17 protein-coding genes are annotated in these 20763 nt (G+C 49.5%); 11 read left to right on the forward strand and 6 right to left on the reverse strand.

Annotated elements, in window-relative coordinates; all coding sequences use genetic code 11:
- Positions 1 to 156: 156 nt before the first annotated feature.
- The 4 genes from BS639_RS08615 to BS639_RS08630 are packed head-to-tail and all read left to right on the forward strand — an operon-like array spanning position 157 to position 6058.
- Positions 157 to 1182 carry an efflux RND transporter periplasmic adaptor subunit gene (locus BS639_RS08615; RefSeq protein ID WP_233427640.1) on the forward strand — a complete coding sequence of 342 codons (1026 nt, stop codon included), beginning with the start codon at positions 157 to 159 and terminating at the stop codon, positions 1180 to 1182.
- Complete coding sequence (locus BS639_RS08620; RefSeq protein WP_084982853.1) at positions 1179 to 3167, forward strand: MacB family efflux pump subunit; 1989 nt, start codon at positions 1179 to 1181, stop codon at positions 3165 to 3167. Before BS639_RS08615 ends, BS639_RS08620 begins: the two co-directional genes overlap by 4 nt.
- Before the next feature lie 38 nt (positions 3168 to 3205).
- Positions 3206 to 4573 (forward strand): efflux transporter outer membrane subunit, encoded by a 1368-nt coding sequence (locus BS639_RS08625; protein ID WP_228779584.1) that lies wholly within the window; start codon positions 3206 to 3208, stop codon positions 4571 to 4573.
- 60 nt (positions 4574 to 4633) lie between these two features.
- Entirely contained in the window at positions 4634 to 6058 is a 1425-nt protein-coding gene (locus tag BS639_RS08630; protein ID WP_139804067.1) for an MFS transporter, read from the forward strand.
- A gap of 43 nt (positions 6059 to 6101) precedes the next feature.
- Here BS639_RS08630 and BS639_RS08635 read toward each other — a convergent pair whose 3' ends face one another.
- A complete protein-coding gene (locus tag BS639_RS08635) occupies positions 6102 to 6368 on the reverse strand; it encodes a YeaC family protein (RefSeq protein ID WP_084982854.1) in 267 nt (88 codons plus the stop codon).
- A 138-nt stretch (positions 6369 to 6506) separates the two neighbouring features.
- Positions 6507 to 6920, reverse strand: a complete 414-nt coding sequence (gene msrB / locus BS639_RS08640; RefSeq protein ID WP_055771400.1) for a peptide-methionine (R)-S-oxide reductase MsrB — start codon at positions 6918 to 6920, stop codon at positions 6507 to 6509.
- A 348-nt stretch (positions 6921 to 7268) separates the two neighbouring features.
- On the opposite strand from msrB, the gene gapA reads away from it, so the two are divergent.
- Positions 7269 to 8267 (forward strand): glyceraldehyde-3-phosphate dehydrogenase, encoded by a 999-nt coding sequence (gapA, locus tag BS639_RS08645; RefSeq protein ID WP_055771397.1) that lies wholly within the window; start codon positions 7269 to 7271, stop codon positions 8265 to 8267.
- Between the two features lie 121 nt (positions 8268 to 8388).
- The gene (locus tag BS639_RS08650) at positions 8389 to 9255 is read left to right on the forward strand and encodes a D-hexose-6-phosphate mutarotase (protein WP_055771394.1); all 867 of its coding nucleotides are present in this window, start codon (positions 8389 to 8391) and stop codon (positions 9253 to 9255) included.
- Positions 9256 to 9326: 71 nt separating this feature from the next.
- Here BS639_RS08650 and BS639_RS08655 read toward each other — a convergent pair whose 3' ends face one another.
- Positions 9327 to 10181 carry an aldo/keto reductase gene (locus tag BS639_RS08655; protein ID WP_084982855.1) on the reverse strand — a complete coding sequence of 285 codons (855 nt, stop codon included), beginning with the start codon at positions 10179 to 10181 and terminating at the stop codon, positions 9327 to 9329.
- A 205-nt stretch (positions 10182 to 10386) separates the two neighbouring features.
- Positions 10387 to 11136, reverse strand: a complete 750-nt coding sequence (locus tag BS639_RS08660) for a MipA/OmpV family protein (RefSeq protein ID WP_055771388.1) — start codon at positions 11134 to 11136, stop codon at positions 10387 to 10389.
- A 473-nt stretch (positions 11137 to 11609) separates the two neighbouring features.
- Here BS639_RS08660 and yeaG point away from each other — a divergent pair, with 473 nt between their 5' ends.
- Complete coding sequence (yeaG, locus tag BS639_RS08665) at positions 11610 to 13544, forward strand: protein kinase YeaG (protein WP_055771386.1); 1935 nt, start codon at positions 11610 to 11612, stop codon at positions 13542 to 13544.
- Between the two features lie 51 nt (positions 13545 to 13595).
- Positions 13596 to 14870 carry a YeaH/YhbH family protein gene (locus BS639_RS08670; RefSeq protein WP_084982856.1) on the forward strand — a complete coding sequence of 425 codons (1275 nt, stop codon included), beginning with the start codon at positions 13596 to 13598 and terminating at the stop codon, positions 14868 to 14870.
- A 543-nt stretch (positions 14871 to 15413) separates the two neighbouring features.
- On the opposite strand, the gene BS639_RS08675 is transcribed toward BS639_RS08670, so the two are convergent.
- Positions 15414 to 16643 carry an MFS transporter gene (locus BS639_RS08675; protein WP_084982857.1) on the reverse strand — a complete coding sequence of 410 codons (1230 nt, stop codon included), beginning with the start codon at positions 16641 to 16643 and terminating at the stop codon, positions 15414 to 15416.
- A gap of 109 nt (positions 16644 to 16752) precedes the next feature.
- Between BS639_RS08675 and BS639_RS08680 the strand changes: the two genes are divergently transcribed.
- The 3 genes from BS639_RS08680 to BS639_RS08690 all read left to right on the forward strand — a co-directional run bounded on the left by BS639_RS08680 (position 16753) and on the right by BS639_RS08690 (position 19665).
- On the forward strand, positions 16753 to 17445 hold the full coding sequence (locus BS639_RS08680) for an MFS transporter (protein ID WP_084982858.1): 693 nt from the start codon (positions 16753 to 16755) through the stop codon (positions 17443 to 17445).
- Positions 17446 to 17613: 168 nt separating this feature from the next.
- Complete coding sequence (locus BS639_RS08685; RefSeq protein WP_084982859.1) at positions 17614 to 18402, forward strand: spermidine synthase; 789 nt, start codon at positions 17614 to 17616, stop codon at positions 18400 to 18402.
- A 237-nt stretch (positions 18403 to 18639) separates the two neighbouring features.
- The gene (locus BS639_RS08690) at positions 18640 to 19665 is read left to right on the forward strand and encodes a hypothetical protein (protein ID WP_084982860.1); all 1026 of its coding nucleotides are present in this window, start codon (positions 18640 to 18642) and stop codon (positions 19663 to 19665) included.
- Positions 19666 to 19764: 99 nt separating this feature from the next.
- Here the strand turns inward: BS639_RS08690 and BS639_RS08695 are convergent, their stop codons facing one another.
- Positions 19765 to 20697 (reverse strand): alpha/beta hydrolase, encoded by a 933-nt coding sequence (locus BS639_RS08695; protein ID WP_055771368.1) that lies wholly within the window; start codon positions 20695 to 20697, stop codon positions 19765 to 19767.
- Positions 20698 to 20763: the final 66 nt, after the last annotated feature.

Consider the following 20763-nt stretch of genomic DNA (forward strand, 5'->3'; position numbering starts at 1 on the left):
GCTATAGCCTCATACCCCCTTATTATTTAGCAAGCATTTAAAATGCGTACTTTTAAAATACCATCCAAACTAAAATCAATAAACAGCAGGGCAGGTTCGGCATTTCTTTTGATATTACTGGCGTTACTGGGTTTGGGGTTCACGTTATTAAGACCTGTGAAACGCCTCCCCCTACCTACTACCCCAGTAACTCGGCAAACGCTGGAAGAAATCGTATTAGCCAGCGGCGTTCTTCAACCCGTCAGACAGGTAGACGTCGGGTCTCAAGCTTCAGGACAGCTAACCCGTTTAAACGTTGCGCCGGGCGACTTTGTTGAAAAAGGTCAACTATTGGGTGAAATCGATCCCGCGCTTTCTCAAAATGCACTCCAGGACGCCGAAGTCATGCTTAACAGCCTATTAGCACAGAAAGAGGCAAATCAGGCACTGGTAACAAGAGCACGTCTGATGCTGCTGCGTCAGCGAGAAATGGTGGCACAAAATGCGGCTTCACGTCAGGATTTAGAAGCCGCTCAGGCCGACTTGCAGGTACAACAGGCGCAGTTAATCGCGATGGATTCACAAATCCATCAACAAAAAATTCGCGTTGATACCGCAAAAACCAATCTCGGCTATACGCAAATTATCGCCCCAGTCAGCGGAACGGTGGTCTCGGTTAACACACAACAGGGGCAAACCATTGTGGCCTCTTACGAAATTCCGGTCATTTTGCAAATTGCCGACCTCAGCACGATGACGGTGCGCGCACAAATTCCCGAAGCCGATATCGGCCGCATCCACAGAGGATTGACGGCCTGTTTTACCACGCTGGGTAGCACAGAAAAATCCTTTTGCAGCCAAATAAGAACCCTCGAACCCGCCGCGGAAAAAATTAATAATGCTATTTTCTTCAGCGCATTGTTTGACGTTGCCAATACGCAGGGCAGGCTGCGGCCAGAGATGACGGCGCAGGTGAGCGTTGTGCTCAGCCGTGCTGAAAACGTGCTCACCATTCCGGTCACCGCTTTGGGATTGCCTCTGGCTGAAAATGATTATCAAGTCACCGTGGTCACGGCCGACGGCAAGGTCGCGCTGCGAAAAATAATGACCGGCATTGATAACGGCTCACAGATTGAAGTTAAATCGGGGCTTCATGACGGAGAAACATTGCAACTGGTCGGTGACGGCGTGAGTCCTTCATGATAACAACACAGTCCTCGCCCCCTTCGCAGCAGCCACTGCTTTATTTGCACAATATCTGCCGCCACTTTTCAACGGGCGCAGAGGAAATTACCGTGTTGAATAACATTTCTCTGAGCATTGAGGCCGGTGAAATGGTGGCCATTGTAGGACCTTCTGGCTCGGGTAAATCAACCCTGATGAACGTCATCGGATGTCTTGATACCCCGACCAGCGGCGTCTATCAGGTCGCCGGGCAAATTGTTCAGCGTCTGTCTAGCGATGACCGCGCCCTTTTGCGACGGCAGCGATTTGGCTTTATTTTTCAGCGCTACCACCTTATCCCCGCCCTTACGGTGTTGGAAAATGTTGAAGTCCCCGCCCGCTATGCCCATCAGACGCGGATGCAGCGTCAGAACAAAGCCCGTGAACTGCTCGCCCAACTCGGATTAGGCGAGTTTGAAACGCGTAACGTAGCCCGACTTTCCGGTGGGCAACAGCAGCGAGTCGGCATCGCGCGGGCGTTGGTTAACGGCGGAGAGGTTATTTTAGCCGATGAGCCTACCGGTGCTCTGGACAGCCGCCACGGCCGTGAGGTGATGCAGTTATTACAGCACCTGCACCGCCAAGGCCACACGGTGATTATCATTACCCACGATCCGCAGGTTGCTGATTACGCTGACCGTATCATCACCCTGTCAGACGGCAAAATCGTCTCTGATGTACAGCACACGCTACCCGATCGTGAGGTGCGTTTATCCTCCACTCCCCTCTTCGTTAAATCTTGTCTGGCTGCCCAACCTTCATGGCGTTCACGTTGGGAGGCGTCTTGTGACCTGCTGTGGAGCGCCTGCCGTACGCTGCTGGCACACAGAATGCGCTCTGGCCTGACACTGCTCGGTATTGTCATCGGCATTGTCTCGGTGGTGTCTCTTAATGCCGCGGGTGAAGGGGCAAAAAAATACGTGCTTAACACCTTATCTACGCTGGGGGCAAACGTGATAACACTGTATCCCGGCAAGGGGTTTGGCGATAACCCCTCTTCCAACCTGCGCGCATTAGGGAGGCGAGATCTAAAACTGCTGTCAGAGCAACGCTGGATAACCGCCGTTGCACCTAAAGTCAGCAGCACCCTTCCCATTCGCTGGCGACGAACAGACACCAGCGCCAACGTTAACGGCGTCAGTGCCGAGTTTTTGAAAACCAATAATTTGGTCCCCGTTATCGGGCGCAGCCTGATTTCTCTTGATGTGACCAAGCAGTCGTCGGTCGTCGTCATTGATGAAAATCTTCAAAGGAAGCTTTTCCCAGCCGGTACCCAGCCGCTAGGTCAAATTATTTTAGTCGGCACGCTGCCGTGCCGGGTTGTAGGTGTTATGCGCAGCACTTCTGCCTATGCGGGAAATGCGCTGAACCTCTGGCTACCGTGGAGCACGGCCAACAGCCGCCTGCTGGGGCAGGACTGGTTTGACTCGCTGTCTGTTTCACTTAACGAACATGTTTCCAGCGATGCTGCAAAGCGGTCGATACAAAAACTGCTGACTCGCCTGCATGGTAGACAGGATTTTTTCATGCAAGACAGCGCGGCTTTCGTCAGCTCTATTGAGAAAACCAGCTTTGCCCTGACGCTGTTTCTCTCAATCATAGCGCTTATTTCACTGCTGGTTGGCGGCATTGGGGTGATGAATATTATGCTGGTTTCGGTCAGCGAGCGAACCCGCGAAACAGGTGTACGCATGGCCGTTGGCGCGCGCCAACAGGATATTCAGCGGCAGTTTTTAACTGAGGCGGTGCTGCTGTGTCTGGCCGGTGCAGCCGTCGGCGTCGCTGTTTCATTGGCGATAGGCACCCTGCTTTCGCTGTTTATTCACCCCTGGAAATTGGTATTTTCACCCAGTGCCATCTTAACTGCTGTCGGCTGTGCAGTGTTGGTTGGTGTGTTATCGGGTTGGCTGCCGGCGTGGAAGGCCGCACGCCTCGACCCTGCAGAGGCGTTGGCTCGCGAATGAAGCCTTTCTGTTTATATCATGTGACTCTCATCGGATTAATGCTGACGCTCAGCGGCTGCAGTGCACTGCGCAGCGCGCCTCCCCCCAAGCCCAATCTGCCTGCACATTGGCTTTCTCACTCACAGCCCAGTGCGGCGTTCAGAGCCACGGATGATTTTTGGGCCTCACTCGGTGACCCTGCGCTGCCCGAAATATTGAAGCAGGCTCTACGACAAAATGACGACCTTAAATTAAGCGCCCTGCGAATGAAGCTGGCACAGCTTCAGGCTAATCTGACCGGCCTTACGCGCTGGCCCTCAACGGCAGTGTCGTTCAATGCCGGCGTATCGCGCCCTATGACTGACATTAACGGGGTTTCGCCGTGGATGTCACGTTCAGCGGGTATGAACGTTTCGCTAAGTTATCCGCTGGATATTTGGGGAGCCGACCTGGCGCAGCGCGACGCGGCCAATCTGGACGCACAGGCGAGCGAAAGCGACTGGCTCTCTGCGCGTTTAGCCGTTTGCGCCTCGGTGGCGATTGCGCGCTGGCAGTTAGGCTACCTGAATCGTCTGTTGGCCAATACTCGCGCAGACCTGGAGGATGCACGCAATACGCTGCAACGGGCACAGATACGCTATCGGTCAGGTGCGACAGCGCACGCAGACGTGACGTTTGCACAGCGCTCTGTGGCCGACCTCCAGGTCGCGCTGTCAGTCAATCAGCAGCGTCTGTTTGAGACACGTCGCACATTTTCTATTCTGATGGGAGACCTGCCGCAGAGGCAGCAGCCTGAACTTGACTCACTGCTGGATACGCCGCTGCCCACTCCTGACGCGGGGCTTCCAGCAGACCTGTTAGCGCGGCGAGCTGACGTTCACGCGGCTGAGTTGCGCCTACGCAGTAGCCTGGCAAACTCGGATGCCACCGCGCTGAGCTTTTATCCTTCATTAACCCTTACGGCAGGTTATGGCACGGCCAGTCCAACCTTGAAACATTATCTGGCTAATCCGATAGGCTCGCTCGCCGCTACGCTGGCACTTCCTTTTATTCAATTCAACACTGCACGTATTACGCGTCAGAGTGCGCACGTTATCTATGAAACCGAAGCCGTTAATTTCAGGAAAACGCTGATGCAGGCGTTGAAGGAAACTGAAGATGCGCTTTCGGCGCGCCAGCGGCTCATCGAGCAGGCGCAATATCTGCGTGAAGCGCTGGCGCTGGCGCAGGAGGCTGAACGGTTAACGCTGACCCGCTGGCAGCAGGGTAGCACCGATATTCAGCCGTGGATCGATGCACAGCGCGCCCGCCGTCAGGCCAGCATTAACCTGCTGCAAAACGTGCTCGACAGCAAAATTAACGCGGTACAGCTTTATGCCGCGCTCGGTGGACGCTATACGCAGCGTGACCCTCACAAAGAGGTATGATAACTTTTTAAATTGTTATACCGAATATCTGATTGATCGCTGACATTTGCTGGAGGGGTGATGATGAATGAGACTAAACCGGCATCGGCAGGCCTCTCTGCACTTGCCCTGCTGGTGGCTGCGGCGTTTTTCATGGAGTACCTTGATGGTACGGTAATCGCCACTGCACTGCCGCAGATGGCGCGCGACTTTGGCGTGACGGCAGTAAGCCTTAACGTGGGCATGAGTGCCTACATGTTGACACTGGCGGTGTTTATTCCGCTTTCTGGCTGGGCAGCAGAGCGATTCGGGGCGCGCCATATTTTTACGCTCGCGCTGATGATATTTACCGCATCCTCACTGGCCTGTGCTTTTGCCAACAACGTGACTGAGTTTGTTGTTCTACGCATAGTCCAAGGGGTCGGCGGTGCAATGATGGTGCCGGTAGGTCGGTTAACTGTGCTCAAAACCACACCTAAACCGCAGCTGATTAAAGCGATTGCTACCCTGACCTGGCCTGCGCTGGTCGCGCCGATCCTTGGCCCGCCGCTGGGCGGTTTTATCACACAATACGCCTCATGGCACTGGATTTTCCTGATAAATGTGCCGATTGGCCTGCTTGCCATGATGTTAACTTGGCGACTGTTCCCGCACACTGCGGGCAAGCATTCGCTACCTTTTGATGGCAAAGGTTTTATTCTTACCGCCATTGCCATGCTGGGACTGGTCAGTGGATTAGGCGCGCTAAGTCAACCACGCATCGAATGGGTGACGGTGTCACTTTTATTGGCGCTGGGTGGGCTTTCAGCGGTGTTAATGATTAATCACAGCCGGTTCAGCCCGTCACCAATGGTCAGTGCGCAATCTCTACATACACCCACTTTTCGCATTGCGATGGGTGGCGGCACTCTTTTTCGCATCACCATTAGCGCCGTACCGTTTCTGCTGCCGCTCATGCTACAAGTTGGCTTTGGCTTCGACCCGTTTCGCGCAGGGCTGTTAGTTTTGGCGGTATTTGCCGGCAACCTGGCCATGAAACCAGCCACAACGCCGCTAATACGTCGCTTCGGTTTTAGAGCTGTGCTGGTGGTTAACGGGGCGCTCAGTGGGTTATCACTGCTGCTGTGCGCCTCTTTAACGCCAACAACCCCTGTTTGGCTGATACTGTTACTGCTGTTTTTAGGCGGATTAAGCCGTTCGATGCAGTTTACCGCCATCAGCACGTTGGCGTTTTCTGACATTCCCCCCCCACAGATGGCGAATGCCAATACGCTGTTTAGCACTGCGCTTCAGCTCGCCGTTGGCTTGGGCGTAACCCTGGGAGCGCTGGGTATTCGTTTGGGTGAACAGGTCGCTCATTGGGGGGCATGGCAGACGGTACCGGGAATAAGTTTTAAGCTGGCATTCGTGTTTGTGGCGGCGTTGACGCTCATTGGCTGGATAGACATCTGGCGGCTTGAGGCGAATGCGGGGCATAGCGTTTCGGGTTCAAAACGCGGCGTCTAAACCCGAAAGTCGTGAATACAGACTGAGACCGTCGGTTTACGGCTTACTGCGGTTTAAGTCTAATTACGTCCTGAAACTGCTGCTTCAATTCCTGCTTACTTTTTGTCACGATCTGCCCGTTGGGCCCCACCGTCATATGCTGAGCATCAACGTTGTGACGTGCCTGATAGAGCATCACTACCTGCAGGCTGTGCTCTTTTTGCAGCTCGGTGAGCCTCACGCCGTCGGGCCATTTACCTAACTCTACTGCAAGCGCAAGGCGTTGGTAAATTTCTGGCGTCATGACGTCGACCAGTTCATGGATTTCCATTTCAAACTCCTCGCTCAGCGGAATTATTCAGCCAATTATTCACACGCCTTGAATAACTGGCTGAATCGATTTTGTGACTTTATTAATGCCGTTTTGCTCTGCATTTTAAGACAACAGTGTGCAGCGCAAAAGCAGCCATTAGCCAGCCGTTTTGTCACCATTTTCGCCGTCAATAAAGCTCATTGAGGCGGAATTTACACAGTATCGGTCACCGGTTGGCTCTGGGCCGTCTGGGAAGACGTGCCCCAAATGTGCATCGCAATTTGAGCAACGGATCTCTACGCGCTCCATGCCGTGCGTGTTGTCGGTAAGATACTTGATGGCGTCATGCGTGACGGGCTGATAAAAGCTTGGCCAGCCGCATCCGGCATCAAATTTCGTATCAGAGTAAAACAACGGCGCATTACAGCACAGACAATGGTAAATACCGTCGCGCGTATTGTGCAGCAGTTTTCCAGTGTACGGCCTTTCGGTACCGCGCTCCTGAGTCACATAGCGTTGTATATCAGTAAGTTGTGGATTTTGTGGGGTATCTTTGATTTCGTTGGCCATAGTTGCCGTTCTCTTCGAGATAAAAAAATCAACTAAAATAACAGTCAATTATAACAAAAAAGTAACAACGAGTCAGCCCGTTTTGGCTTAAACTCTATGCCATTGGTGCTGGGGAAAGACTATGTGTGACTGCGATCACACATTTGATTCTAGGGGCGTTTAAACCTCGCCATTACGCCCCAATATGCGTAACAGCTGATTTAGAAACGGAACGTTCAATAAGCGAACAATTGTAGGGGCTTCCTTTGACTTACAGCAATAATTGACACGATTCCGCTTGACGCTCACCAAGGTTTTTGTAATTTTACAACCAACCTTTTATTCACTGAAAAATAGCTGGTGGAATATATGACTATCAAAGTAGGTATCAACGGTTTTGGCCGTATCGGTCGCATCGTTTTCCGTGCTGCGCAAGAACGCTCTGACATCGAAATCGTTGCAATCAACGATCTGTTAGACGCTGACTACATGGCATACATGCTGAAATATGACTCAACTCACGGTCGTTTCGAAGGCACCGTTGAAGTGAAAGACGGTCATCTGGTTGTTAACGGCAAAACCATCCGCGTTACCGCTGAGCGTGACCCAGCTAACCTGAAATGGAATGAAGTGAACGTTGACGTTGTAGCGGAAGCTACCGGTATCTTCCTGACCGAAGAAACGGCTAACAAGCACATCGAAGCTGGCGCTAAGAAAGTGGTTCTGACTGGCCCATCTAAAGATGACACCCCTATGTTTGTTATGGGCGTAAACCATAATGAATATGCTGGTCAGAAGATCGTTTCTAACGCATCTTGCACCACTAACTGCCTGGCTCCACTGGCTAAAGTTATCAACGACAAGTTCGGTATCGTTGAAGCACTGATGACCACTGTTCATGCAACTACCGCTACTCAGAAAACTGTTGATGGCCCGTCTCATAAAGACTGGCGCGGCGGCCGCGGCGCATCCCAGAACATCATCCCTTCTTCTACCGGTGCTGCTAAAGCAGTAGGTAAAGTTATTCCAGCGCTGAACGGCAAACTGACCGGTATGGCTTTCCGCGTACCGACTCCGAACGTTTCCGTTGTTGACCTGACTGCACGTCTGGAAAAACCAGCCACTTACAAAGAAATTTGTGCTGAGCTGAAACGTGCTTCAGAGAACGAACTGAAAGGCATTCTGGGCTACACTGAAGACGAAGTAGTTTCTACCGATTTCAACGGTGAAAAACTGACTTCTGTATTCGATGCTAAAGCTGGTATCGCCCTGAACGACAACTTTGTGAAACTGGTTTCTTGGTACGACAATGAAACTGGCTACTCAAATAAAGTTCTGGATCTGATCACTCATATCGCCAACAAATAATTCGTTGCAGATAAAGTGAACTGACAAAGGGCGACGAAAGTCGCCCTTTTCTGTTTAAATTACTCATCCAGTCAGTTTTCACCTGTCTTAGTTCACACCAGACATTGCACAGGACTAAATGATGACCGAACAGCTTTTTACCCTTCCCGTTTTAAAACAGCTCTCCCCTGCTATTACTCAGTGTCAAATTGCTGACCTGCCGATATTGGTGGTTAACCATCCCACAGGACGTGCCGCGATAGCGCTTCAGGGTGCACATCTGCTGAGTTGGCAACCTGCCGGGCAAAAGTCGGTTATCTGGCTTAGCAGTGAGACCGCATTTCAGCCTGGCGTTGCCATTCGCGGCGGTGTGCCTATTTGCTGGCCGTGGTTTGGCCCAGCAGGCAAACCGTCCCACGGCTTCGCCCGTAACCTGCCTTGGCAGTTAACGGCGCAGAGTGAAGATGAAGCCGGCGTAAAGCTGACTCTAACGTTAAAAGACAGTGAAGAAACGCGTACGCTCTGGCCACACGCCTTTACCCTGCATGCGCATTTCACCCTCAGTGAGCAGTGTTCTATCGAGCTTGAATCACTCGGTGATTTCGAAACCACCAGCGCACTACACGCCTACTTTGAAATTGGCGATATTGCCGAGGTTAAAGTGGAGGGTCTGGGGCAGCCGTATATCGATAAAGTCGCTTCGGGCGAGCAGGCTGTGTTAGAAGGCGCGCTGACCTTCGACGGTCAGGTAGACAGAATCTTCACCCGACCTGAAGCTAAAAGCCTGATTGTTGACTCCGCTCTCAACCGCACCCTCCGCGTCGAGCATCAGGGTAACAGTGACGTCGTGAGCTGGAATCCGGGCGCTGAAAACTCCGCATCCATGAAAGACATGGCCGACGACGGCTATAAAACTATGGTCTGCGTGGAAACGGCTGCTGTTTCCCGCTCGCAGATCAGCACCTCTACCACGCCGGCGCGTTTGGCCATAAAAATCGCTATTGAATGATTTAGGATGCGCAAAGTGGAAAAATGTTAAAGAACGCCTCGGCGTTCTTTTTTTGCTAATAAAAGAGGGGCTTAAACGATATCGAGACGGGTTTTTTCCGCCGGTGCGGGAAATGCCTGTTCAATCAGAGCAATTTCATCAGGATTAAGGCGCAGAGTCAGAGCTGCGGCGTTCTCTTCTACGTGTGTGGGCTGAACGGCTTTGGGAATGGCAATCACGTTATCACTGCGGGTAACCCAGGCCAGTGCAATCTGCGCACTGCTGACGCCTCTGGCCCGCGCCAGTTGCTGCATCACCGGATGATGCAGCACTTCTTGACGCAAATTTCCTGCCTGAGCCAGTGGGCAGTAGGCCATTAGCGGCATCTGATGCTCGCGAGACCACGGGAGAAGGTCGTATTCAATACCTCGCGATGCGGCATGATACAGCACCTGATTTGTTACGCAGTTTTCACCCCCCGGCACCTGCCACAGTTGCGCCATGTCTTCAGTATCTAAGTTCGAGACGCCCCAATGGCGAATTTTCCCTGTTTTTTGCAAAGACTCCATGGCGCGCACGGTTTCATCTAACCCTATGGGTCCACGCCAGTGCAACAGGTAAAGGTCAAGGATGTCGGTTTTCAAGCGCTGTAAGCTCTGCTCGCAGGCGTTGATAGCTTTGGTACCTCCAGCGTTTTGCGGATAGACTTTTGAGACCAAAAAAACCTCGTCCCTGCGGCCTGATATTGCCTCTCCCACCACACGTTCAGCGCCGCCGTCGGCATACATTTCAGCGGTATCAATCAGCGTCATGCCCAAATCAATGCCCTGACGTAATGCATTGACTTCTGAGCGAAATGCAGACTCCTTTTCGCCCATGAACCAGGTACCCTGTCCGATGGCGGGAACCTCTATTCCATTGGGAAATTGCACGGTTTTCGCGTTCATCTTCTGCTCCCGTTCAGGTGTGTATTCAGCGAGCGCCGGTGATAGCTTTTAAAAGCAGGCATTACCCTCCGGCCATAATGTGAGGCACATCTCAAAACGAAGCTCCGCCGCGTGATTGCTCTTAAGATGTGCAAATGGGGCGAAACGCCCCATCAGTGTGCACTCGTTGCACCACGCGGGTGCGCAACGAAAATGTTACCCGCTGTTAGAAGGTATAGCTTATGCCGGTCATCACTACGCCGGTATAAGATTTGTCTACCATTGGGCTATCTTTCACTTCGTCGGCCAGACGGATATAACGTCCGGTGAAGAATGCCTGCCACTGTGGAGCAAAGCTGTAGCGTGCAGAGACTTCAACGTACGGGTTGAAGCTGTCGCCAGGCTTGTAGCTGTCTAACCCGCTGCGGCGTGATTCACTGCTGCTGATGCCGTAGTAGTATTTATTCTGATTGGCACTGTTCCACATCACACCCACGCCCGGCACTACGGCCCATTTATCGCCTTTAAAGGCATAAAGGTAAGCTAAATCGCCAACAATACCGTTGCTTTGGTCCAGCGTATCACCGGTGAGCATGCTGCGAATGGTGCCCCACTCAGCGTTATGCGAGTAAGAAAGACCGGCCATTAGTGTGCCGTGGCGCTTGTCCAAACGCTTCATTTGGTCATCGTCACTGTGGCTTGGTCTGAAACCAAACGGATTATAAGCTGCTACGACACTTAACTGATTTTGCGGGTCTTTCCAGAGATAATAGCCTGCCAGAAGCGAATGGACGTAGAAGCTGTCACCCTGATAGTCGATAACAGGAGCCGGATAAAAACGGGTGTTATCGCCACGGTAAACACTGGTGCTCCCTAAAGCAGCAGCGCCCAGAGACAGTCCTTCTGCATGCGCAGACTGGCAAAGCATGGCAACAACCGCCGCAAGAGGCAGAGTTTTGATGTAAGAAGCTTTCATTTAATTCATTCCCAAAAGTATAAACGACAGTAGTGTAAATGATCCGTCATAAAGCGTCAGCGATAGCGCACAAAAACCTAAACCAACCGAATAATTTATATGCGGATTATTAAATAATTATGACCAAAAATTGCTCATTTCGCCTGTATCCCCCGTCCTGCAAGGCTTCAAAGTAATCCTACAACAACTGAGTCATTGATATGGCTTAAAAAACGGCGATTTAGCAGAGGAAATTTTTCAAAGGTCAAACTACGCTTATTAATAGGAGAAAAAACCAACTGACGACGTAACCTGCGCGTGTTGCTCATGACAATTACTCTGACTCTACTCAATTAAATAGAGCAACGACAAGTTGGCATAAGGGTTGCTAAATCTCTGAGAGAGTGTCAGTTGGGGAATTTTTCTTCCGGGAGCTGTTCCACCGCGTTATCGGCTCTCTTTAACCTGTGCTAAATAACGAAGGACGGGCATTTATGAACATATTTGACCATTATCGCCAGCGCTATGAAGCTGCCAAGGATGAAGAGTTCACACTGCAGGAATTTCTTACCATCGCTCGGCAAGATCGCAGTGCTTATGTCAATGCCGCGGAACGCCTGTTGATGGCAATAGGTGAACCCGTCATGGTCGACACAGCGCTTGAACCCCGCCTGTCGCGTTTATTCTCCAACCGCGTTGTTGCCCGCTATCCTGCCTTTGAAGAGTTCTATGGCATGGAAGATGCGATTGAACAGATTGTCTCCTACCTCAAACATGCTGCTCAAGGCCTTGAAGAGAAGAAACAGATCCTCTATCTGCTGGGTCCAGTCGGCGGCGGTAAGTCATCGCTGGCTGAAAGATTAAAAGCGCTAATGCAACGCGTCCCGATTTACGTGCTAAGCGCCAACGGCGAACGCAGTCCGGTAAACGATCACCCACTCTGCCTGTTTAACCCGCAGGAAGATGCGCACATTCTCGAGAAAGAGTACAACATCCCTACCCGTTATCTCGGCACCATTATGTCGCCTTGGGCGGCAAAACGCCTGCACGAGTTCGGTGGCGATATTACCAAATTTAAAGTCGTAAAAGTCTGGCCGTCCATTCTGGAACAGATTGCGATTGCCAAAACAGAGCCCGGTGACGAAAACAACCAGGACATCTCGGCGCTGGTCGGTAAAGTGGATATCCGCAAACTTGAAAACCATGCGCAAAACGACCCAGACGCCTACGGTTATTCCGGCGCACTTTGCCGTGCAAACCAAGGGGTGATGGAGTTCGTCGAGATGTTTAAGGCGCCAATCAAGGTACTGCACCCCCTGTTGACCGCAACGCAGGAAGGTAACTACAACGGTACTGAAGGAATATCTGCCCTGCCATTTAACGGCATTATTCTGGCGCACTCCAACGAATCGGAATGGGTCACTTTCCGTAACAACAAAAACAACGAAGCCTTCCTCGACCGCGTGTATATCGTCAAGGTGCCTTACTGCCTGCGCGTATCGGAAGAGATCAAAATTTACGACAAACTGCTCAGCAACAGTGAGCTGGTGCATGCCCCCTGCGCGCCCGGAACGCTGGAAACACTGGCCCGGTTCTCTATCCTTTCACGCCTGAAAACGCCGGAAAACTCCAGCTCGTACTCCAAGATGCGGGTTTACGACGGTGAGAGCCTGAAAGATACCGATCCGAAAGCCAAGTCGTACCAAGAGTATCGCGACTATGGCGGCGTTGATGAGGGTATGAACGGTCTTTCAACGCGTTTTGCCTTCAAAATACTCTCGCGAGTGTTTAACTTCGACCATGCGGAAGTCGCCGCCAACCCGGTTCATCTGTTCTATGTTCTCGAACAACAGATTGAACGCGAACAGTTCCCACAGGACATCGCCGAAAAATACCTCGAACACCTGAAAGGCTACCTGATCCCTAAATACGCCGAGTTTATCGGTAAAGAGATCCAGACTGCCTATCTTGAGTCTTACTCGGAATACGGACAGAACATTTTTGACCGTTATGTCACCTACGCCGATTTCTGGATACAGGATCAGGAATATCGTGACCCAGACACGGGCCAACTGTTCGACCGTGAAGCTTTAAACGCAGAACTGGAAAAAATAGAGAAACCGGCCGGTATCAGTAACCCTAAAGATTTCCGTAATGAAATCGTGAACTTCGTGCTGCGTGCCCGTGCTAACAACAGCGGCCGCAATCCGAACTGGACAAGTTACGAGAAGTTGCGCACGGTTATTGAGAAGAAAATGTTCTCCAATACCGAGGAGCTGCTGCCTGTTATCTCCTTTAACGCCAAAACTTCGACCGATGAGCAGAAGAAACACGATGACTTTGTCGACCGAATGATGGAAAAAGGATATACACGCAAACAGGTTCGCCTGCTTTGTGAATGGTATCTGCGCGTGAGGAAATCATCGTAACGAGAACAGCAGGTAAAGCGGGGATCGTTGGCAACGTTGTTTGGGGGCTATATGACGTACTTTATTGACCGTCGACTGAATGGCAAGAATAAAAGCGCGGTTAACCGCCAGCGCTTTTTACGCCGCTATAAGTCGCAAATAAAACAGTCGATCGCCGAAGCCATCAATAAGCGTTCGGTTACCGACGTTAGCAGCGGGGAGTCAGTTTCGATCCCCAATGCGGATATCAACGAACCCATGTTCCATCAGGGCCGCGGTGGCTTGCGTCACCGCGTTCATCCTGGTAACGACCACTTTATAACCAACGACCGTATCGAGCGCCCTCCCAGTGGCGGCGGTGGCGGCGGTGGCAAAGGCGATGCGAGCCAGGATGGCGAAGGTGAAGACGAATTCTCTTTCCAAATATCCAAAGACGAGTACCTCGACCTGTTATTCGAGGACTTGGCGCTGCCGAATTTGAAGAAAAATCAGTTCAAGCAGCTCACTGAATACAAAACGCATCGCTCCGGTTACACCTCTAATGGTGTGCCGGCCAATATTAGCGTTGTACGTTCTTTGCAAAATTCGCTGGCACGCCGTACGGCGATGTCAGCAGGTAAAAAACGCGCGCTGCGAGAACTCGAATCCAACCTTTCAGAGGTTGAAAACAGTGAGCCTGCACAGCTGCTGGAAGAGGAGCGAATTAAAAAAGAGATAGCCGAACTGCGGCAAAAAATCGCCAAGGTTCCGTTTATTGATACTTTTGACCTGCGATATAAAAACTATGAGCGTCGCCCAGAGCCTTCAAGTCAGGCGGTGATGTTCTGTTTGATGGACGTTTCTGGTTCAATGGATCAGGCAACCAAAGACATGGCCAAACGTTTCTATATTCTGCTCTATCTGTTCCTGAGCCGAACCTATAAAAACGTCGACGTGGTTTATATTCGTCACCATACCCAGGCAAAAGAGGTGGATGAACAGGAGTTCTTCTACTCTCAGGAAACGGGGGGAACCATCGTCTCCAGTGCGCTGAAGCTGATGGATGAAGTGATTCAGGAACGCTATGACCCTGCACAGTGGAACATCTACGCCGCGCAGGCTTCTGACGGAGATAATTGGGCCGATGACTCGCCGCTGTGCCACCAGCTTTTGGCACAGAAAATACTGCCGATGGTACGTTATTACAGCTACATTGAAATAACCCGTCGTGCACATCAGACGCTGTGGCGTGAATATGAAGTTTTGCAGCAGCAATTCTCAAACTTTGCCATGCAACATATTCGCGAGCCGGAGGATATTTACCCAGTATTCCGTGAATTATTCCATAAGCAAACGGCAGATAACTGACTTTATTTAATAAAAACAGCCGGTTAAGGTAACTTTCCGGCTGTTTTTTTAATGTCTGTGAGTGCATGTTAGATCTGATTTAGATCAATGAGTTACATCTAGTTTTGGGGAAAGAAATCACGTAGCTAATTGTGAATCAGTTACAATGGCTATTATCTTTTTCCAGAAAATTCATTCTAATTAGTGAATATAGCCCATTTAAATCAACTAAATAACTAGCTGGAGAGTTTACATGCCAGATATCGCTTTATTATTGCGGGAATTAACGCTGTTAAACCTTCTTTAGGGTCAGTCATTTAGTGATGGGAGTAAGTTGTCGCCCGCCATTGCCGCCAGCGGAGATTCTTAAATGTACGAGTTCTAAGTTACTGTTGCCTCCTTCAATTAGCTTCTGACCTGCCCCCAGGATTAGATACAAGGCTCAGTTAGTAATGTCGGATCCTGACCCTACCCCAAAATCCTGTTCCATTCAGAAACAGAATTCCGGCATGATAAACACTCCCCTGTACTGGCGGTGTTAAATATATGAGCAATCGAACGTTATCAGCTTACTATCTCAACGCTCAATGTTGCCGGTGAGCGAATTTTTTTCAGTAACAAGTATAAAAATAGCGGCTGAATCACTGTCAGGGCCATAGATAACCCCGCAAGTTGCGTGAGGTTCTCAAGATGCCCACAAGTGTCGACAAGAATTACAGATGACATCACCGCTGCCAACCCACTGAAGGTATGCTGGCAAACACTTTGCAGTGACATGAATGCCGCACGTTCTCTTGGCTGGGGTATCAGCGTATTTACTGAAGCGGCTGCTATTGTCCTTGTCGCCGTAAAAGCCATAAACATTGTAAAGATGGCAAGAGGGGGTAACCAAGGACTATGAAGAAATCCATCCCATAATAGGAAAAGGACCATCATTGACAGAACCATGGTGACCTTCAATACACCCAATTTGTCAATAAGACGTCCCCCGAACTGAAGCACCACCAAGCTTGCGATGCCCCCCACCACGTAATACTCACTCATTAATTCCCGTGGCACGAAAAGGTTATATTGCAACCACGATGCGAGATTAGGCACAATTAGGAAGGTGCTGAAGATGGCAAGTCCCATAGTCATAAAGCCATAAATGACCAGAGGGTTCCTCAGCAAGTTCAGTAATGATACGCATGCCTGTGGCTTAAGACTCTTCACTTCGAGATGATGGATCATATTAGGAAGGAGCACCCAAACGGCAAGTAGCGTTAGCACACCACACAAACTTACTACCAAAAAAGGCGCGCTCCAGCTGAACCAGAGTGCCATCTTCAGCCCAAACGGTACGCCGGCAATCGCCGCAACAGAAAAAGCCCCCATAACGATAGCCATTGCTCGCCCACGCTGTGCAGCAGGGACCTGATCAGTAACGATTGCTAGAGCAATGGAAGTTGCAGGCCCCGCAAAAAGGCCCGCAAATAGACGAGCTATGAAAAGACTCTCCATATTCCAGGCATAACCACAAAATAACGTCGATAAAGTCAGTCCAAGCAGAGCAACTATTGTTACGTGTTTGCGATCAAAGTTGTCAATAAACTTGGCAGCCAATAGCGACGAAAGAGCCGCTGCAAGCGTATAACTCCCGCCTAAGTAACCGATATAAGTAGGTGAAATTGCGAGCTCTCTTGCCAAATCAGGACCAAGAGGCATGATTATCATAAAATCTACAGCATTGACTAGCTGTATTAACGCCGCCAGAAAAATGCTTTTTCTCGCCAAGGTAGTTAGATTGTTCGACATAAAACCTCTTAACTGAATTCTATAATATAGATGTACGTGGCTACTTAACTTAATAAGTAGTCAGTTTATAGCACTTCCGCATTTTCAAAACGCTCGATAAGTGAACTGCATGTTGGTCGGTCTGATTATGATGGCGAAACTGCTCAATGAAACACGGCCGAAATCTGATCGAAGCAAGAGCAGTCTCACCAGCGCCCTGTCCGCTTATAAATTGCTGCTGCTCGACCGCCATTTTTTGCTGCTGGTATTCATTGGTAGCTTTAGCATGGCGGGATTCTTTACCTATTTGGCAAACTCGTCGTTCGTGATGATTAGCCATTATGGGCTTTCACCCACGGTTTACAGCATAAGCTTTGGTATCAACGCTGCCTCTTTCATCGCCAGTGCGCAGTTCACTGCGACGCTGGGTAAACGCTTTGGTATGGTGAAATTAGTCAAAGGTGCAGTGATTGGTTGCGCAATGGCAACGCTCACGATGTTTGCCTACTTTGCTGCCGGCGGTGATAACATCTGGATGTTAATCTTGCTCTATTTCGTGGCCTCGGCTTTCATGGGATTGATCATACCTACTACCAGCGTACTAGCGCTCGACCAGCACGGTGAAAATGCAGGCACCGCATCAGCATTAATGGGTACGCTACAAATGTTGACCGGTGCCGCAATGGTTGCCGTAGTAGGCATTTTTACCAACGGACGCCCATTACCGATGGTGTCAGGAATGGCTGCTGGGGCTGTTATTGCGCTCTTGCTTGCCACGAGAGACCTCACGCCAAAATACAACACTGAGCAAAATGTAAAGTAGACTTAACACTGCGCCTATAGGTCTTGAACATTCCGCGGGGTCCCAGAGAAAAACATTCCGACCTGATGCGACGGTGGCAAAGAGATTTCCAACAAAAGAACAGTGCCCGCTGAGATCTTCATCGGGTATAATCACCCTTTGAAAATGTGGCAACATTGAGTATTTGAAATGGCATTAATTGGCGACCTATTGAAAGGTAAGACACTTATTCCTAAAGGGGATATCGTTTTACACGTCACTGATGAGTATGGCGACATTGTTGTCGCTGACTCTGGAGACTACCGGATCCTGCGTTTTGAGGGCATCAATGAGCAGAGTAAAATGCTCAAAAGCGATATTAACTCACCGGTTCATAACTATATAAAAGCCATGTTGATGGCAGTAGGTTTTACCTCTGCGCATAACGTACTGATCTTGGGACTGGGTGGTGGGGCTCTTGTACGTGCATTGCATTCGATTGATGACCAATGGTCCCTTGACGTCGTTGAGTTGAGAGAAGGTGTTCTTTGCGTCGCACGTAAGTGTTTTTCATTACCCGTATCCGACAACATCGCCTATTACATTGAAGATGCCGAAAGCTACCTGCGCAGAACTCACACGCCCCATTATGACCTTATTTTCTCCGACCTGTACTCCGCCTTTGCTATGGATCCCCTTCAAGGAACAGAAAGTTTTCTGAGATCGTGCTTAAGGAAAATGTGTGACCACAGTTGGTTGGTATTGAACTATCACGAGATCCCTCGCGCTGAAAGTCCACTTTATGGTGTACTGCATCAATTATTTGATGAGGTTCTCTACTGCCGCGTGCCAAGTGGCAACGTCATCATATTTGCGGCTAAAACATCGCATCAATACACGACAACCGAAAGAAGAAATCAGGCCAAACAGCTGCTGGCAAAATTGGGCAGCGGTCTAGAGTATCTGTCGAAAAAAATTATTCCCCTTAGCTCTTCTTAAGTCGTTGATGCTCTATTGATATAACGTGACTCATGCCGAGAGTAGCGCATTGATTATTTGTTAAAAATAAAATAATAAGTTAATTACGGATTACATATCATACAGGCATCAGATATATTTCCATTCCCGTCATGTACATTCTTCCCTTCATTAAAAAATTGCTCTTTGTGCGGGGGGGTATTTTTAATCTATTGCTTATCTTGAGATTAATTGAACTACTTTGAGGATCTTACATAAATGTTAAATTCAATCCTAACTAAGTACACAGCGTTAACTTTCGGACACATCCCTGTTGCGCTTGATAGCTGTAATAAAGGGGTGGATTTTCTTGCTGAAAAGATAGTATCGATTTCCAATATAAATACGGCATTAACAATATGGGAACCTAATCACAATCACAATGAAAGAGAAATAGGAGCCCCTGTTGATTATGATCACTTCGACTATTCAAAAGCGATAAAGATTGCCACCCCCATAATTATAGGTGCATTATTATTTTACCAATATATACGATCAACTGCGTCCAAGATTAGCCCTGATAAGGAGTTACTTGAAGCACACCTTAATGGGGCTCGCATCCATGAACCTAAACGTGAAGACGCTACTTTCTCGGCTATGTATAATTTCTTCAAAACACAACCGCGTATGAGCAGCAGAAATGTGAAACGTAATCTTAAAGAATTGATAAAGTATTTAGAAGGTTATACCTTAAAAGACCGTGCTTCTGTGATGAAAGCAAAGCAAACCTTGGGGGTTATTCTCTTATCCGGCGACCATCCTCCTATTTCAAATTTCCCTCCTTTATTAAAATATCAATCGCTGTTGTACAAGAAAATACCTATGACAGGTAAAATATTTGTCGCACAAGTTTGGCATTTCATTAAAGGCTATACTCCCAATGGTGCAGATGGGGAGAGCGAAGCCGCCATAAAAGAGAGAGAAAATTGTCGAGTTGCTTTTGTTAGCGCTTTAGCTCATGGAATAGAATTTGAAAATCGAATTTGTGATTATGGAATTTGTCAGCACATTGTAACAGGGGTACTTCAAGGACGATTGCACGGCATTGATATTGATATTGAAGGCGTCAATATCGCTCAGTTGCTCACCTTCTTCCTACAAAGAAATGAGGTAAAGGCTATAACAACAAAAGCAAGTTTGATGATAGAAGCAAAAACATTGCTTTCATCTATGAACAATCTCAGCATTGAAAATAAAAAGGTTTTTATGAGCGGTATTGAAGACTATGCCAACATTACCTATTAAAATTCATCTTTTTTTGACGTTATTCAGCATGCTCTTGGCATAGAACAGCCAGTTATAATCACCTTCCGGCTGTTCTTTATGCTTATCAAAAACGCAAATCTACTCTTCTTTTATCACCGGCAGTGCATCTTCAAGGAATCTCACCGCGTTACGTAAAGCCTGATCTGCCTCAGGAAGCAGCCCAGCAAACAGATGCCAGACGTGGAACATACCAGGCCATATTTCGAGTGAGGTTCTGACTCGATTATCGCCCAAATGACACGCCAGTCGCGTTGCCCCACTGAGCATGATCTCATTTTCGCCAATTTGAATCAGCGTGGGTGCTAGGCCTCTGACATCGGCAAAAATGGGTGAGGCATCGGGATGTGTCGGCAACTCGCCGTCTAAAAACGTACGCGCAAGTCGGTTTAGGAATTCGACGCTGCACAGAGGATCCAGCCCATCTCTTACCGAGGCGGACTCTCCTGCGTGTGTTAGGTCAGCCCAAGGAGAAATAGCCACCGCGGCGGTCGGAAGCGAAATGTTGGCATCACGTGCTTTGCGCATAATAGTGACCACCATTGCCCCACCCGCCGAATCACCGGAAATAGCCAATGAACGGGGGTCAATACCGGTCTCAAGTAGATGGCGATAGGCAGTAAACGTATCGTCGATAGGCACGGGGAATGGATATTCAGGAGACTGGCGATAATCAGGTATGTAAACACGGGCGCGAAGACGTTTCGCATAATTCCCCCCCAAGCCTCGGTAGGCGTTCACTCCGCCGTGGACATACCCGCCGCCGTGAATGTAAAACAGTGTACGGCCCTCAATCACATTTTCAGGCGTTATGACCATTGTGCAAACACCGCCCAAATCGACCTGAGTGAAAGAAACGCCTTCAGGCGCGGGAAAAAGTCTATCAAGTCCGTCAACATAACCAGCACGAACCTCAGCCCAGCTGCTGTCCGTTTGGCCATACATTTTTTGTACCACCGGCGTTGCGGCGCTTATCCAACCATCCAAAGCTGTTTGTGCATTGATAGGTAACATATAACTTTCCTCTTGGTGAAATAATTTCTACATTGTTAATATAGCGAACCCATTAGCGAAAAGGTT

The sequence above is a fragment of the Rouxiella silvae genome (genome assembly GCF_002093625.1).
Lineage (GTDB): Bacteria > Pseudomonadota > Gammaproteobacteria > Enterobacterales > Enterobacteriaceae > Rouxiella > Rouxiella silvae.